13 protein-coding genes are annotated in these 15150 nt (G+C 63.7%); 12 read left to right on the top strand and 1 reads right to left on the bottom strand.

Going from position 1 to position 15150, the window contains the following annotated elements; all coding sequences use genetic code 11:
• Positions 1–22 precede the first annotated feature (22 nt).
• Positions 23–277 carry a hypothetical protein gene (locus AC07VU_RS09130; protein WP_007925924.1) on the top strand — a complete coding sequence of 85 codons (255 nt, stop codon included), beginning with the start codon at positions 23–25 and terminating at the stop codon, positions 275–277.
• Positions 278–313: 36 nt separating this feature from the next.
• On the top strand, positions 314–883 hold the full coding sequence (locus AC07VU_RS09125; RefSeq protein WP_007925922.1) for a lipocalin family protein: 570 nt from the start codon (positions 314–316) through the stop codon (positions 881–883).
• A gap of 43 nt (positions 884–926) precedes the next feature.
• Here AC07VU_RS09125 and AC07VU_RS09120 read toward each other — a convergent pair whose 3' ends face one another.
• Positions 927–2291, bottom strand: a complete 1365-nt coding sequence (locus tag AC07VU_RS09120) for a formimidoylglutamate deiminase (RefSeq protein ID WP_495029754.1) — start codon at positions 2289–2291, stop codon at positions 927–929.
• 188 nt (positions 2292–2479) lie between these two features.
• On the opposite strand from AC07VU_RS09120, the gene hutC reads away from it, so the two are divergent.
• The 10 genes from hutC to AC07VU_RS09070 all read left to right on the top strand — a co-directional run bounded on the left by hutC (position 2480) and on the right by AC07VU_RS09070 (position 15146).
• Positions 2480–3148 carry a histidine utilization transcriptional repressor HutC gene (gene hutC / locus AC07VU_RS09115; RefSeq protein ID WP_238437480.1) on the top strand — a complete coding sequence of 223 codons (669 nt, stop codon included), beginning with the start codon at positions 2480–2482 and terminating at the stop codon, positions 3146–3148.
• Between the two features lie 9 nt (positions 3149–3157).
• Positions 3158–3730, top strand: coding sequence for a HutD/Ves family protein (locus tag AC07VU_RS09110; RefSeq protein WP_495029753.1), 573 nt, complete (start codon positions 3158–3160; stop codon positions 3728–3730).
• Between the two features lie 480 nt (positions 3731–4210).
• On the top strand, positions 4211–5893 hold the full coding sequence (gene hutU, locus AC07VU_RS09105; protein WP_038582787.1) for a urocanate hydratase: 1683 nt from the start codon (positions 4211–4213) through the stop codon (positions 5891–5893).
• 117 nt (positions 5894–6010) lie between these two features.
• Positions 6011–7474 (top strand): purine-cytosine permease family protein, encoded by a 1464-nt coding sequence (locus AC07VU_RS09100; protein WP_007925916.1) that lies wholly within the window; start codon positions 6011–6013, stop codon positions 7472–7474.
• A 74-nt stretch (positions 7475–7548) separates the two neighbouring features.
• Positions 7549–8517: an ABC transporter substrate-binding protein gene (locus AC07VU_RS09095; protein WP_102678385.1), complete on the top strand. Its 969-nt coding sequence runs from the start codon at positions 7549–7551 to the stop codon at positions 8515–8517.
• Positions 8518–8588: 71 nt separating this feature from the next.
• Positions 8589–9440, top strand: a complete 852-nt coding sequence (locus AC07VU_RS09090; RefSeq protein ID WP_007925913.1) for an ABC transporter permease — start codon at positions 8589–8591, stop codon at positions 9438–9440.
• Positions 9437–10267 carry a quaternary amine ABC transporter ATP-binding protein gene (locus AC07VU_RS09085; protein WP_495029752.1) on the top strand — a complete coding sequence of 277 codons (831 nt, stop codon included), beginning with the start codon at positions 9437–9439 and terminating at the stop codon, positions 10265–10267. The genes AC07VU_RS09090 and AC07VU_RS09085 overlap by 4 nt, the downstream gene beginning before the upstream one ends.
• A gap of 99 nt (positions 10268–10366) precedes the next feature.
• Positions 10367–11890, top strand: a complete 1524-nt coding sequence (gene hutH, locus AC07VU_RS09080; RefSeq protein WP_495029751.1) for a histidine ammonia-lyase — start codon at positions 10367–10369, stop codon at positions 11888–11890.
• A gap of 158 nt (positions 11891–12048) precedes the next feature.
• Positions 12049–13581 (top strand): histidine ammonia-lyase, encoded by a 1533-nt coding sequence (gene hutH / locus AC07VU_RS09075; protein WP_495029750.1) that lies wholly within the window; start codon positions 12049–12051, stop codon positions 13579–13581.
• A 155-nt stretch (positions 13582–13736) separates the two neighbouring features.
• Positions 13737–15146, top strand: coding sequence for an amino acid permease (locus tag AC07VU_RS09070; RefSeq protein WP_007925907.1), 1410 nt, complete (start codon positions 13737–13739; stop codon positions 15144–15146).
• Positions 15147–15150: the final 4 nt, after the last annotated feature.

Here is a 15150-nt window from a genome sequence, read left to right as displayed (position 1 = left end):
CCGTTCGCCCAGGAGTTTCACCATGTCCCTGCGTTCTCTCGCTCTGTTGTCGTTCTGCGTGCTGTTGGCTGCATGCGGCAAGATCAATCAGGAAAACTATTCCAAGCTGTCGGCCGGCATGCCCAAGGCCGAAGTTGAAAAACTGCTGGGCAAACCAACCGATTGTTCCGGCGCGCTGGGCATGTCCAGCTGCACCTGGGGTGACAAGAACAGCTTTATCAGCGTGCAGTACGCCGGTGACAAAGTGCTGATGTTTTCCGGGCAAGGCCTGAAGTAAAAAAAACCGGGGCCACGTGCCCACGGGAGAAAAATAATGATGCGTTTGCTAGTCACTCTTCTGGCCGGCCTGTTGTTGGCCGGCTGCGCCACTTCCCGGGACGATTCACTGGCGCCCAAGACCGCTAATCACGTCGATCTCAAGCGTTACCAAGGGACCTGGTACGAGCTGGCGCGTTTGCCGATGTATTTCCAACGTAACTGCGCGCAATCCGAAGCCCGCTACACCTTGCTGCCCGAAGGCAATATGGCGGTGCTCAACCGCTGCCTGACCGCCAACTGGCAATGGGAAGAGGTGCGGGGCACGGCAACGCCGCAGGCGCCGGACAAAACCGACAAGCTGTGGGTCGAGTTCGATACCTGGTTTTCCCGGTTGATCCCGGGCCTGGCCAAGGGCGACTACTGGGTGCTGTATGTGAGCGACGACTACAAGACAGCCATTGTCGGCAACCCGGATCGTCGATACCTGTGGCTGTTGTCGCGCCGGCCGAATGTCAGCGAGGCGGTTCGCGAGGACCTGCTGAGCAGGGCGCGCCAGCAGGGTTATGACACCACCCGTCTGATCTGGCGAGTGTCGGACAAGGCGATGGCCAAGACCTCGAAGTGAATCCATGCGGGAGCCAGCGTGCTGGCTCCCGCGGTGACGGGCTTCAGCCGAGCAGGTCGCGCAGCACCTGGGTAAAGGCCCGATTACTTTCTTCTTCGCCTGCGTGACGTCCGTCGCGCACGACCCACTGACCGTTGACCAGCACATCGCGCACCTGGCGATCGCCGCCGGCGAACAGCCAGCGGTTGAGAATGCCGTCGCCCTCGGCGGTGGCCAGGTAAGGATCGCTGCCGTCAAGCACCAGCCAGTCGGCACGCTTGCCCACTTCCAGGGCGCCGATCGGCTGCCCCAGGGCCTGGGCGCCGCCGTCCAGCGCGGCGTCGTACAGGGTCCGGCCAACCATCGGCTGGTCGTTGCGATACAGGCGGTTGCGGCGTTGATCGCGCAGGCGCTGGCCGTATTCCGCCCAGCGCAATTCTTCCACCACGCTCAGCGACACATGGCTGTCGGAACCGATACCCATGCGGCCGCCCTGGGCGAGAAAATCCACCGCCGGGAAAATCCCGTCGCCGAGGTTGGCTTCGGTGGTCAGGCACAGGCCGGCAATCGCTCGGCTCTGCGCCATGAGGCTGACTTCTTCGGCATTCGCGTGGGTGGCATGGACCAGGCACCAGCGCTGATCGACCGCGGTGTTTTCATACAGCCATTGCAGCGGCCGGCGCCCGCTCCAGGTCAGGCAGTCGTTGACTTCCTTCTGCTGTTCGGCAATGTGGATATGCACCGGGCACTGCTTGTCGCTGGCGGCCAGCACTTCGCTGATCTGCTGCGGGGTGACCGCGCGCAACGAGTGGAAGCACAGCCCCAGCTGCTGGGCCGGTTGCCGGGCCAGCAGCGGTTGCAGGCGGCTTTGCAGCTTGAGGTAGTTTTCCGTGCTGTTGATGAAGCGGCGCTGGCCTTCGTTGGGCGCCTGGCCGCCGAAACCGGAGTGGCTGTACAGCACTGGCAGCAGGGTCAGGCCGATGCCGGCGGCGCTGGCGGCCTGGCTGATGCGCAGGGACAGCTCGGCCGGGTCGGCGTAGGGCTGGCCGTTGGTGTCGTGATGCACATAGTGGAATTCGGCGACCGAGGTGTAACCGGCCTTGAGCATTTCGATGTACAGCTGACGGGCGATGATGCCCAGCTGGTCCGGGCTGATCTTGCCCACCAGGCGATACATCAGGTCGCGCCAGGTCCAGAAGCTGTCGTTGGGGTTGCCGGCCACTTCCGCCAGCCCGGCCATCGCCCGCTGGAACGCATGGGAGTGCAGGTTGGGCATGCCCGGCAGCAGCGGGCCTTGTAGCCGCTCGGCGCCTTCTGCGCTGGCATCGGCCTGGATGTGGGTCAACAGGCCGTCGGCGCTGACCTCAAGACGTACGTTGTTGGCCCATCCGTTAGGCAGCAGTGCGCGTTCGGCAAAGAAGGCGGACATGGTTCAAGCACCCCGTCGTGTGTTATTTGTATATACATATACAGACGTTTGCCTGCTCGGTAAACTCCGGCAAGCTAGCCTCTTTCTTCAGCCAACAAGGATTTCCCGTGCCGACTCCGCCCGCCAACTCCCCGCTGGCCGCCCATCTGGGCGATAGTCCGGCGCCCCTGTACGCCCGCGTCAAGCAGATGATCACCCAGCAGATCGAGAGTGGAAACTGGCCGCCGCATTACCGCGTGCCCTCGGAAAGCGAGCTGGTCAGCCAGCTGGGTTTCAGCCGCATGACCATCAACCGCGCCCTGCGCGAGATGACCGCCGAAGGCCTGCTGGTGCGCATGCAGGGCGTGGGGACTTTCGTCGCCGAACCGAAAAGCCAGTCGGCGCTGTTCGAGGTGCACAACATTGCCGACGAGATCGCCTCGCGCGGTCATCGCCATACCTGCAAGGTCATCACCCTGGGTGAAGAGGCGGCCGGTTCCGAGCGCGCCGTGGCCCTGGAAATGCGCGAAGGGCAGAGGGTCTTCCACTCGCTGATCGTGCACTTCGAGAACGATATCCCGGTGCAGATCGAGGACCGTTTCGTCAACGCGCTGGTGGCGCCGGATTACCTCAAACAGGATTTCACCCTGCAGACCCCCTACGCCTACCTGAACCAGGTCGCGCCGCTGACCGAGGGCGAGCACGTGGTCGAGGCGATTCTGGCCGAGCCGGAAGAATGCAAGTTGCTGCAGATCGAGCGCGGCGAGCCGTGCCTGCTGATTCGCCGCCGGACCTGGTCCGGCCGCCAGCCGGTGACCGCCGCGCGCCTGATCCACCCGGGTTCTCGTCACAGCCTGGAAGGGCGGTTTCATAAGTAAGGGGCATCAATGACTCAGTTGAACGTTTTGCGCGCGGCCAACTACCCGCGCATGCCATGGAAGAACGGTGGCGGCAGTACCGAAGAGATCACCCGGGACGCCGGCGTCGGCCTGGAAGGTTTCGGCTGGCGGCTGTCGATCGCCGATATCGGCGAGTCCGGTGGCTTCTCCAGCTTCGCCGGCTACCAGCGGGTCATTACCGTGCTGCAAGGCGCGGGCATGACCCTGACGGTGGACGGCGAGGACACCCGCGCACTGTTACCGCTGGACCCCTTTGCCTTCAGTGGCGCCAGCCAGGTCGCGTGCACCCTGATCGACGGGCCGATTCGCGACTTCAACCTGATCTACGCGCCGGACCGCTACAGCGCTCGCCTGCAATGGCTGCAGGGTGGCCAGCGCTTCTTCACCCAGGCCGGCACGGTGCTGGTATTCAGCGTGGCCGAGGAAATGCGCGCCGACCTGGGTGGCGGTGTCGCCGCCTTGCTGGAGCGCCATGACTGCCTGCAACTGCTCGGTAACCCCGGCCTGCGGGAAGTCAGCGTCAGTGGCGCTTGCTGCGTGATCGAGCTGACAGCCATCTGACCTGTAGCCGCTGCCGCAGGCTGCGATGAGGCTCGAAGAGCCTCCGGGGCCTGCAAGGGCGCGTCTCCTTCGGAGCCGATCGCAGCCTTCGGCAGCGGCTACACAAGGCTTGTTTCTCTCCCTTCCTGATGTTGTTTCCCTCGCGCACCAATTTGTTACCGAACGCCCCAGCGTGGCGCAAAGCCCTGGCGAAGTAACAGCTCTCACTCCTCTCGTCATATCCCCCGCGAAAAAATAATCGACGCTGAAACCCTTGATCCAAGGGCCTCTCCAGCATTTCCAGAGATTTTCTTGAAGGCTCATTCAACGAGTTGGCCGATCGATTGCATATGCTTGTATGTACAAGTAAAGACGTATGCGTATGAGTCACTGAAGACTCTTCGCAGCGTCCCCTGATTCGCTTGCTGCGCAGCGCCCTGCGCGCAGGCACGCTCGCCCACTGCCTGGGTTGGTTTGGATTGATCGCTGAGGAGTTTTTTCGTGACTGAGAATAAACCTACGAAATACCGGAACGTCGAAATTCGCGCTGCCCGCGGCAACAAGCTGACCGCCAAGAGCTGGCTGACAGAAGCACCGCTGCGCATGCTGATGAACAACCTCGATCCGGAAGTCGCCGAGAACCCGAAAGAGCTGGTGGTCTACGGTGGCATCGGCCGCGCCGCGCGCAACTGGGAGTGCTACGACAAGATCGTCGAGAGCCTGACCAACCTGAATGACGACGAGACCCTGCTGGTGCAATCCGGCAAGCCGGTCGGCGTATTCAAGACCCACAGCAACGCCCCGCGCGTGCTGATCGCCAACTCCAACCTGGTACCGCACTGGGCCACCTGGGAACACTTCAACGAACTGGATGCCAAGGGCCTGGCCATGTACGGCCAGATGACCGCCGGCAGCTGGATCTACATCGGCAGCCAGGGCATCGTCCAGGGCACCTACGAAACCTTCGTCGAAGCCGGTCGCCAGCACTACAACGATGACCTCAAGGGCCGCTGGGTCCTGACCGCCGGCCTCGGCGGCATGGGCGGCGCCCAGCCTCTGGCCGCGACCCTGGCCGGTGCCTGCTCGCTGAACATCGAATGCCAGCAAAGCAGCATCGATTTCCGCCTCAAGACCCGCTATGTCGACGAGCAGGCCAAAGACCTGGACGACGCCCTGGCGCGTATCGCCAAGTACACCGCCGAAGGCAAGGCGATCTCCATCGCCCTGTGCGGCAACGCGGCTGAAATCCTCCCGGAAATGGTCCGTCGCGGCGTGCGTCCGGACATGGTCACCGACCAGACCAGCGCTCACGACCCGCTCAACGGCTACCTGCCAGCCGGCTGGACCTGGGAGCAGTACCGCGAGCGCGCCAAGACCGAGCCGGCGGCGGTGGTCAAGGCGGCCAAGCAATCGATGGCGGTGCACGTCAAAGCCATGCTCGACTTCCAGAAGCAGGGCATCCCGACCTTCGACTACGGCAACAACATCCGTCAGATGGCCCAGGAAGAAGGCGTCGAGAACGCCTTCGACTTCCCAGGCTTCGTGCCGGCCTATATTCGTCCGCTGTTCTGCCGCGGCATCGGTCCGTTCCGCTGGGCCGCGCTGTCGGGCGACCCGCAGGACATCTACAAGACCGACGCCAAGGTCAAGGAACTGATCCCGGACGACGCTCACCTGCACAACTGGCTGGACATGGCGCGCGAGCGCATCAGCTTCCAGGGCCTGCCGGCGCGTATCTGCTGGGTTGGCCTGGGCCTGCGCGCCAAGCTCGGCCTGGCGTTCAACGAAATGGTGCGCAGCGGCGAGCTGTCGGCGCCGATCGTCATCGGTCGCGACCACCTGGACTCCGGCTCGGTATCCAGCCCGAACCGCGAAACCGAATCGATGCAGGACGGTTCCGACGCCGTGTCCGACTGGCCACTGCTCAACGCCCTGCTGAACACCGCCAGCGGCGCGACCTGGGTTTCCCTGCACCACGGCGGCGGCGTCGGCATGGGCTTCTCCCAGCACTCCGGGATGGTGATCGTCTGCGACGGTACCGACGAAGCGGCCGAGCGTATCGCCCGTGTGCTGCATAACGACCCGGGTACCGGTGTCATGCGTCACGCCGATGCCGGTTACCAGATCGCCATCGACTGCGCCAAGGAACAGGGCCTGAACCTGCCGATGATCACTGGCAAGTAAGCTCCCGGCGGATTGCCGCCAGGATTAGGGAAGAAGCCGTCGCACGCTGCAGTGCGGCGGCTCGGTCCATGTAGCAGTGCTTTGACATGACAAGAATCTCCCGGGAGAACAATAACGATGTCCACGGCCAGCGATAGCTCCAAACCCCTGATCGAACGGCGGTCGATCAACTACATCCCCGAAGCCGAACGCCACGGCAAGCTCTACAGCCAGTTCACCCTGTGGTTGGGGGCTAACTTGCAGATCACGGCCATCGTCACTGGCGCTCTGGCGGTGGTGCTGGGCGGTGATGTGTTCTGGTCGCTGATCGGCCTGCTCATCGGGCAACTGCTGGGCGGCGGTGTGATGGCGTTGCACGCGGCGCAAGGGCCCAAGCTCGGCCTGCCGCAGATGATCTCCAGCCGGGTTCAGTTCGGCGTCTATGGCGCGGCCATTCCGATCGTCCTGGTCTGCCTGATGTACCTGGGCTTCACCGCCACCGGCACGGTGCTTTCCGGCCAGGCGCTGGGCCAGCTGTTCGGGGTCAGCGACAGCGTCGGCATCCTGATCTTCGCCAGCGTCATCGTGCTGGTCACGGTGCTCGGTTACCGGGTGATCCATTTCATCGGGCGTGCCGCCAGCGTTATTGGCGTGATCGCCTTCGTTTATCTGTTCAGTCGCCTGATGAGCCAGACCGACGTTGGCGCACTCCTGGAAATCCGCCACTTCAGCTGGAGCAGCTTCCTGCTCGCGGTGTCGCTCGCCGCGTCCTGGCAGATCGCCTTCGGCCCCTACGTGGCCGACTATTCGCGCTACTTGCCGAGCAAGACCTCTTCGGTGAAAACCTTCCTCGCCGCTGGCGCGGGCTCGGTGATCGGCGCGCAGGTGGCGATGATCCTCGGCGTGTTCGCCGCGGCCATGGCCGACGGGCAGTTCGCCGGCCACGAAGTGGCCTACATCGTCGGCCTGGGCGGCAGCGGTGCCACCGCCGCGCTGCTGTACTTCAGCATCGCCTTCGGCAAAGTCACCATCTCGACGCTGAACTCCTACGGCAGCTTCATGTGCATTGCCACCATCATCAGTGGCTTTCGTGGCCACCTGGAAGTGACGCGCTTGCAACGCCTGGTGTTCGTGCTGGTCATCGTCGGTACTGCGACCCTGATCGCCTTGCTCGGCCAGCACTCGTTCCTCGGTGCGTTCAAGTCTTTCATCCTCTTCCTGCTGGCCTTCTTCACCCCGTGGAGCGCGGTCAACCTGGTGGATTACTACTGCATCACCCGCGAGCACTATGACGTGCCGGCGCTGGCCGATCCGAACGGTCGCTACGGCCGCTGGAACATCCTCGGTATCAGCGTCTATGTGATCGGTGTGCTGGTGCAGCTGCCGTTCATCGCCACCAAGTTCTACACCGGCCCGCTGGTGGAAACCCTGGGTGGCGTGGATATCTCCTGGATCGTCGGCCTGGTGGTTCCCGCGGCGCTGTATTACGTCTGCGCGAAGAAATGGCATGGCGCCGTACCCGATCGCCTGATCCTGCCGGTAGAGCAGGACTCGATCACAGAACAAAAGCTGAGTGGGGCAGGCCGCGCTACTGCGGTCTAGACCTGATTGGACGTGGACGGGCTGGATGCCTCTTGACTGCCGTAATCCATTTCAATGATTGGGAGCGTCACACAATGAAAATGCATAAGACCCTGCTGACCACTTTGCTTTCCATGGGCCTGCTGGCCAGCGCCGGCGCTACCCAGGCGGCCGGCTGGTGCGAGTCCGGTAAACCGGTGAAATTCGCCGGCCTGAACTGGGAAAGCGGCATGTTGCTGACCGACGTGCTGCAAGTGGTCCTGGAAAAAGGCTACGGCTGCAAGACCGACAGCCTGCCAGGCAACTCCATCACCATGGAGAACGCCCTGAGCAGCAATGACATCCAGGTTTTCGCCGAGGAATGGGTCGGTCGCAGCGAGGTCTGGAACAAGGCCGAGAAGGCCGGCAAGGTGGTCGGCGTCGGCGCCCCGGTGGTGGGCGCCATCGAAGGCTGGTACGTGCCGCGCTACGTGATCGAAGGCGATGCCAAGCGCAAGCTGGAAGCCAAGGCCCCGGACCTGAAGAACATTGCCGATTTGGGCAAGTACGCCAGCGTATTCAAGGACCCGGAAGAGCCGAGCAAGGGCCGTTTCTATAACTGCCCGGCCGGCTGGACCTGCGAGCTGGACAACAGCGAGATGCTGAAAAGCTACGGCCTGGAAAGCAGCTACACCAACTTCCGCCCAGGCACCGGCCCGGCGCTGGATGCCGCGGTACTGTCGAGCTACAAGCGTGGCGAGCCGATCCTGTTCTACTACTGGTCGCCAACCCCGCTGATGGGCCAGGTCGACCTGGTGAAGCTGGAAGAAAAACCGGGCGTGGACAAGAGCGTGACCATCAAGGTCGGCCTGTCCAAGACCTTCCACGAGGAAGCGCCCGAGCTGGTGGCCGTGCTGGAAAAGGTCAACCTGCCGATCGATCTGCTCAACCAGAACCTGGGCCGCATGGCGAAGGAACGTATCGAATCGCCGAAGCTGGCGAAAATTTTCCTCAAGGAACATCCTGAAGTCTGGCACGCATGGGTGAGCGACGACGCAGCCAAGAAAATCGACGCGGCCTTGTAGGTAGAGCCTTCCCGGCTGCCTGAAGCGCAGCCGGGAGCCTTGCCGCAACCCATTTGATCGAGAGCCTCTCTATGTTTCCTGAAAGCTTCACCTTTTCCATCGCCGACTGGGTCAACAGTTGGGTCGATTCGCTGGTGACCAACTACGGCGATGTGTTCCGCCACATCTCCGACACCCTGCTGTGGGCCATCGTCAACCTCGAAGGCCTGCTGCGCCTGGCGCCCTGGTGGCTGATGCTGGCGATTGTCGGCGGCATCGCCTGGCATTCGACCCGCAAGCTGGTGACCACCGCGGTGATCGTCGGCCTGCTGTTCCTGGTGGGCGCGGTCGGCCTGTGGGACAAGCTGATGCAGACCCTGGCGCTGATGCTGGTGGCGACCTTCATTTCGGTGCTGATCGGCATTCCCCTGGGGATTCTCTCGGCGCGCAGCAATCGCCTGCGTTCGGTGCTGATGCCGCTCTTGGACATCATGCAGACCATGCCGAGCTTCGTGTACCTGATCCCGGTGCTGATGCTGTTCGGCCTGGGCAAGGTGCCGGCGATCTTCGCCACCGTGATCTACGCCGCGCCGCCGCTGATCCGCCTGACCGACCTGGGCATTCGCCAGGTCGACGGCGAAGTCATGGAGGCGATCAACGCCTTCGGCGCCAACCGCTGGCAGCAACTGTTCGGCGTGCAACTGCCGCTGGCCCTGCCGAGCATCATGGCCGGGATCAACCAGACCACCATGATGGCCCTGTCGATGGTGGTGATCGCCTCGATGATCGGTGCCCGTGGCCTGGGCGAAGACGTGCTGGTGGGCATCCAGACCCTCAACGTCGGCCGTGGCCTGGAAGCCGGCCTGGCGATCGTGATTCTGGCCGTGGTCATCGACCGTATTACCCAAGCCTATGGTCGTCCACGCCATGAGGTGAGCAAATGAACGACGCAATCGTGAGCAAGATCGAAGTCAAGAACGTCTTCAAGATTTTCGGCAACCGTTCGGCCGACGCGCTGAACATGATTCGCCAGAACAAGACCAAGGACCAGGTGCTGGCCGAGACCGGCTGCGTGGTCGGGGTCAACGACCTGTCGCTGAGCATCGGCACTGGCGAGATCTTCGTGATCATGGGCCTGTCCGGCTCCGGCAAGTCGACGTTGGTGCGCCACTTCAACCGCCTGATCGACCCGACCAGCGGCGCGATCCTGGTGGATGGCGTGGACATCCTGCAATACGACATGGAAGCCCTGCGCGAATTTCGCCGGCACAAGATCAGCATGGTGTTCCAGAGCTTCGGCCTGCTGCCGCACAAGACCGTGCTGGAAAACACCGCCTACGGCCTCAAGGTGCGGGGCGAGAGCAAGGAAGTCTGCTCCGAGCGCGCGCTGCACTGGATCAACACCGTGGGCCTCAAGGGCTACGAGAACAAGTACCCGCACCAGCTGTCCGGCGGCATGCGCCAGCGCGTCGGCCTGGCCCGCGCCCTGGCGGCGGACACCGACATCATCCTGATGGACGAGGCCTTCAGCGCCCTCGACCCGCTGATCCGCGCCGAGATGCAGGACCAGCTGCTGGAGCTGCAAAAGACCCTGCACAAGACCATCGTCTTCATTACCCACGACCTCGACGAGGCCGTGCGCATCGGCAACCGCATCGCGATCCTCAAGGACGGCCGGCTGATCCAGGTCGGCACGCCGAAAGAGATCCTGCATTCGCCGGCGGACGAGTATGTCGACCGTTTCGTGCAGCGACGAGCGGCGGTGGTTTAAAGGCTTGGGGCGGGCCTCTTCCCCTGTAGGAGCGAGGCTTGCCCGCGAAGGCGGCGGTAAAGCTGCATCAATGTTCAGGTTGTACCCGTGAGGTCGAAGATGTCGCAGGCTGAAAAAATCGTTATCGCCGACGCCCCGCTGCGTTGGCAGGATGTGGTCGCCGTGGCCCGGCATGGCGCACAGCTCGAGCTGTCGGCCCAGGCCTGGGCGCGCATCGAGAATGCCCAGGCCATCGTCCAGCGCATCGTCGTCAGCGGCGAACGCGCCTATGGCATCAACACCGGCCTTGGCGCGCTGTGCAACGTTTCGCTGCAGGACGAACAGCTCAGCCAGCTGTCGCGCAACACCCTGCTCAGCCATGCCTGTGGCGTGGGCGCGCCGCTGGCCGACGAGCAGACCCGGGCGATCATCTGCGCGGCTGTCGTCAATTACAGCCACGGCAAGTCCGGCCTGCATCGCCGGGTGGTCGAGGCGCTGCTGGCCCTGCTCAATCGCGGTATCACCCCGCAAGTGCCGTCCCAGGGCTCGGTGGGTTACCTGACCCACATGGCCCATATCAGCATCGCCTTGCTTGGTGTCGGCCAGGTCAGCTATCGCGGGCAGGTCGTGTCGGCCGAGCAGGCGCTGGCGGCGGAAGGCCTGAAGCCGGTGCAACTGGGGGCCAAGGACGGTCTGTGCCTGGTCAACGGTACGCCGTGCATGACCGGCCTGAGCTGCCTGGCCCTGGCCGACGCCACGCGCCTGCTGCAGTGGGCCGACGTGATCGGCGCCATGAGCTTCGAGGCCCAGCGCGGGCAGATCGCCGCCTTCGATGCCGAGATCATTGCGCTCAAGCCGCACCCCGGCATGCAGCAGGTCGGCATCAACCTGCGCGCCTTGCTCGACGGCAGTGAAGTGATTGCCACCAGCAAAGGCATCCGCACCCAGGATGCCCTGAGCATCCGTTCCATCCCGCAGGTTCACGGCGCCGCCCGCGATCAGTTGGCGCACGCGACGCAGCAGGTCGAAACCGAGCTCAACTCGGTCACCGACAACCCGATGGTGCTGGGCACTCCGGACAACTACCGGGTGATGTCCCAGGCCAACCCCCACGGCCAGTCGGTGGCACTGGCGGCGGACCTGCTGGCGATCGCCATGGCCGAGATCGGCTCGATCGCCGAGCGCCGCCTGGACCGCCTGATCAACCCCCATGTCAGCGGTTTGCCGGCGTTCCTGGTGAGCAACCCCGGGGTCAACTCCGGAATGATGATCGTCCAGTACGTCGCTGCCTCGCTGTGCGCGGAAAACCGCCAGCTGGCGCAACCGGCGGTGCTCGACAACTACGTCACCTCCGGCCTGCAGGAAGACCACCTGAGCCTGGGCACCAACACCGCGCTGAAGCTTTCCCGCGCGCTGGAAAACTGCACCCAGATCCTCGCCATCGAATACCTGCTGGCGGCCCAGGCCTTCGAATTTCTCAAGGAACAGCGTTTCGGTGCCGGCACCGAGGCGGCCTGGAAGCTCCTGCGCCAGCGGGTTCCGGCCTATGACCAGGATCGCTGGCTGGCCCCGGACATCGCCAGCGCGGCGGCGCTGCTCAAGGCTCCGGCCTTGCTGCAGGAGGTTTTACCGGGCGTGCACTGAAGCGCGCCCTGCAAGAACAGGATTTTCCAAGACAACGGTTTCCACGAAAAACCAGCGTGCCAAGGCGCCACTCGCTCACAAACGGCGGGCTGCGACGGACAACGGAAGCTTCCGGAGCGACTGGTAGTTAATAACAAACTCTCAAAAGGAGCATAAATGTGACTGCGCTAAATCTGATTCCCGGCCAATTGACCCTGGCCCAACTGCGTGCCGTCTACCACCAGCCGGTAACCCTCGGCCTCGATAACAGCGCCTCGGCACAGATCGACGCCAGTGTCGCCTGTGTCGAGCAGATCCTTGCCGAGAACCGCACCGCCTACGGCATCAACACCGGTTTCGGCCTGCTGGCCTCGACCCGTATCGCCAGCGAAGACCTGGAAAACCTCCAGCGCTCCCTGGTGCTGTCCCATGCCGCCGGTGTCGGCGAGCCGATCAGCGACGCCTTGGTGCGCCTGGTCATGGTGCTCAAGGTCAACAGCCTGAGCCGTGGTTTCTCCGGTATCCGTCGCCAGGTGATCGACGCGCTGATCGCCCTGGTCAACGCCGAGGTCTACCCGCATATCCCGCTCAAGGGTTCGGTGGGCGCTTCCGGCGACCTCGCGCCGCTGGCCCATATGTCCCTGGTGCTGCTGGGTGAAGGCAAGGCCCGTTATAAAGGCCAATGGCTGGACGCCACCGAAGCCCTGAGCGTGGCCGGCCTCAAGCCGCTGACCCTGGCGGCCAAGGAAGGCCTGGCGCTGCTCAACGGCACCCAGGTTTCCACCGCTTTTGCCCTGCGCGGCCTGTTCGAAGGCGAAGACCTGTTCGCCGGCGCCCTGGCCTGCGGCGGCCTGACCGTCGAGGCGGTGCTGGGCTCGCGTTCGCCGTTCGATGCGCGGATTCATGCCGCCCGTGGCCAGAAAGGCCAGATCGACACCGCCGCGGCTTACCGCGACCTGCTGGGCGACAGCAGCGAAGTCTCCAAGTCGCACCAGAACTGCGACAAGGTGCAGGACCCGTACTCCCTGCGCTGCCAGCCACAGGTCATGGGCGCCTGCCTGACCCAGTTCCGCCAGGCCGCCGAGGTGCTGGTGGTCGAAGCCAACGCGGTGTCGGATAACCCACTGGTGTTCGCCGCCGAGGGCGATGTGATCTCCGGTGGCAACTTCCACGCCGAGCCGGTGGCCATGGCCGCCGACAACATGGCCCTGGCCATCGCCGAAATCGGCTCCCTGAGCGAGCGCCGCATCTCGCTGATGATGGACAAGCACATGTCCCAGCTGCCGCCGTTCCTGGTGGCCAATGGCGGGGTCAACTCCGGCTTCATGATCGCCCAGGTGACCGCCGCGGCCCTGGCCAGCGAAAACAAGGCGCTGGCCCATCCGCACTCGGTGGACAGCCTGCCTACTTCCGCCAACCAGGAAGACCATGTGTCCATGGCGCCCGCCGCTGGCAAGCGCCTGTGGGAAATGGCCGAAAACACCCGTGGCATCCTCGCCGTGGAATGGCTGGCGGCCTGCCAGGGCCTGGACCTGCGTGACGGCCTGAAGACCTCGACCAAGCTGGAAAAAGCCCGTGCCACCCTGCGTAGCAAAGTGCCGTTCTACGAGAAAGACCGCTTCTTCGCCCCGGACATCAATGCCGCGAGCGAACTGCTGGCGTCCCGTTGCCTGAACGAGCTGCTGCCGGCCAAGTTGCTGCCGAGCCTGTAACGACCATGCCCGTAGCCGCTGTTGAGGTACGAAGCTGCGAAGCGGTCCGCAGGACCGCCGTCGGGGGCTGCTGCGCAGCCCATCGCAGCCTCGTGCCTCGGCAGCGGCTACAGGTGGTTCCGGTTTTCTCCGATAAAAATAATTAGGAACGAGAAATGCAACAGCAAGCTCAAGGATTGAAACGCGGGCTGTCCGCCCGACATATTCGCTTCATGGCGCTGGGGTCGGCGATCGGCACCGGGCTGTTCTATGGTTCTGCCTCGGCCATCCAGATGGCCGGTCCCGCGGTCCTCCTGGCCTACCTGATCGGTGGCGCCGCGGTGTTCATGGTGATGCGCGCGCTGGGCGAGATGGCCGTGCACAACCCGGTGTCCGGCTCGTTTGGCCACTACGCGAGCAATTACCTGGGACCACTGCCGGGCTTTATCCTCGGCTGGACCTATGCCTTTGAAATGATCATCGTCTGCCTGGCCGACGTCACGGCCTTCGGCATCTATATGGGCTTCTGGTTTCCGGAAGTGGCGCGCTGGGTCTGGGTGCTCGGCATCGTGTTCCTGATCGGCGGCCTCAACCTGTGCAACGTCAAGGTCTTCGGCGAAATGGAGTTCTGGCTGTCGCTGCTGAAAGTCGGCGCGATTGTCGCGATGATCCTCGCCGGCTTCGGCATCATGTTGTTCGGTATCGGTTCGGCCAGCAACGAGCAGGCCACCGGGGTGGCCAACCTCTGGGCCCACGGCGGCTTCATGCCCCACGGCATCGGCGGCCTGATCGCTTCATTCGCGGTGGTGATGTTCGCTTTTGGCGGCATCGAGATCATCGGTATCACCGCCGGTGAAGCCAAGGACCCGCAGCGGGTCATCCCCAAGGCGATCAACGCGGTGCCGATGCGCATCCTGCTGTTCTATGTGCTGACCCTGTTCGTACTGATGGCCATCTATCCATGGCCGCAGATCGGCAGCCAGGGCAGCCCGTTCGTGCAGATCTTCGACAACCTGGGCATCGGCTCGGCGGCGACCATCCTCAATATCGTGGTGATCTCGGCGGCGGTGTCGGCGATCAACAGCGACATCTTCGGCGCCGGACGCATGATGTACGGCCTGGCCCAGCAAGGGCAGGCGCCCAAAGGCTTTGCCCAACTGTCGAAACACGGTGTGCCGTGGATGACCGTGGTGGTCATGGGCGCCGCGCTGCTGGGCGGTGTGCTGCTGAACTACCTGATTCCGGAAAACGTGTTCCTGCTGATTGCCTCGATCGCTACTTTCGCCACGGTCTGGGTCTGGCTGATGATCCTGGTCACCCAGGTGGCCATGCGTCGCTCGATGAGCGCCGAGCAGGTTGCCCAACTGAAGTTCCCGGTGCCGTTCTGGCCCTGGGCACCGGCAGCCGCCATTGTGTTCATGCTGTTCGTCTTCGGTGTGCTGGGTTATTTCCCGCAAACCCAGGCGGCGCTGGCGGTGGGGGCGGTGTGGATCGTGCTGCTGGTGATCGCTTATCTGTTGTGGGTCAAGCCGGCCGCCGGTCAGGCGGTCCAGGTGCACCGCGACCCTTCTTTGTCCCATCGATAACTAA

This window comes from Pseudomonas sp. GW821-FHT02B10, from assembly GCF_059421865.1.
The sequence above is the reverse complement of the archived record's forward strand: the minus strand, read 5'-3'. Positions and strand labels throughout refer to the sequence as shown.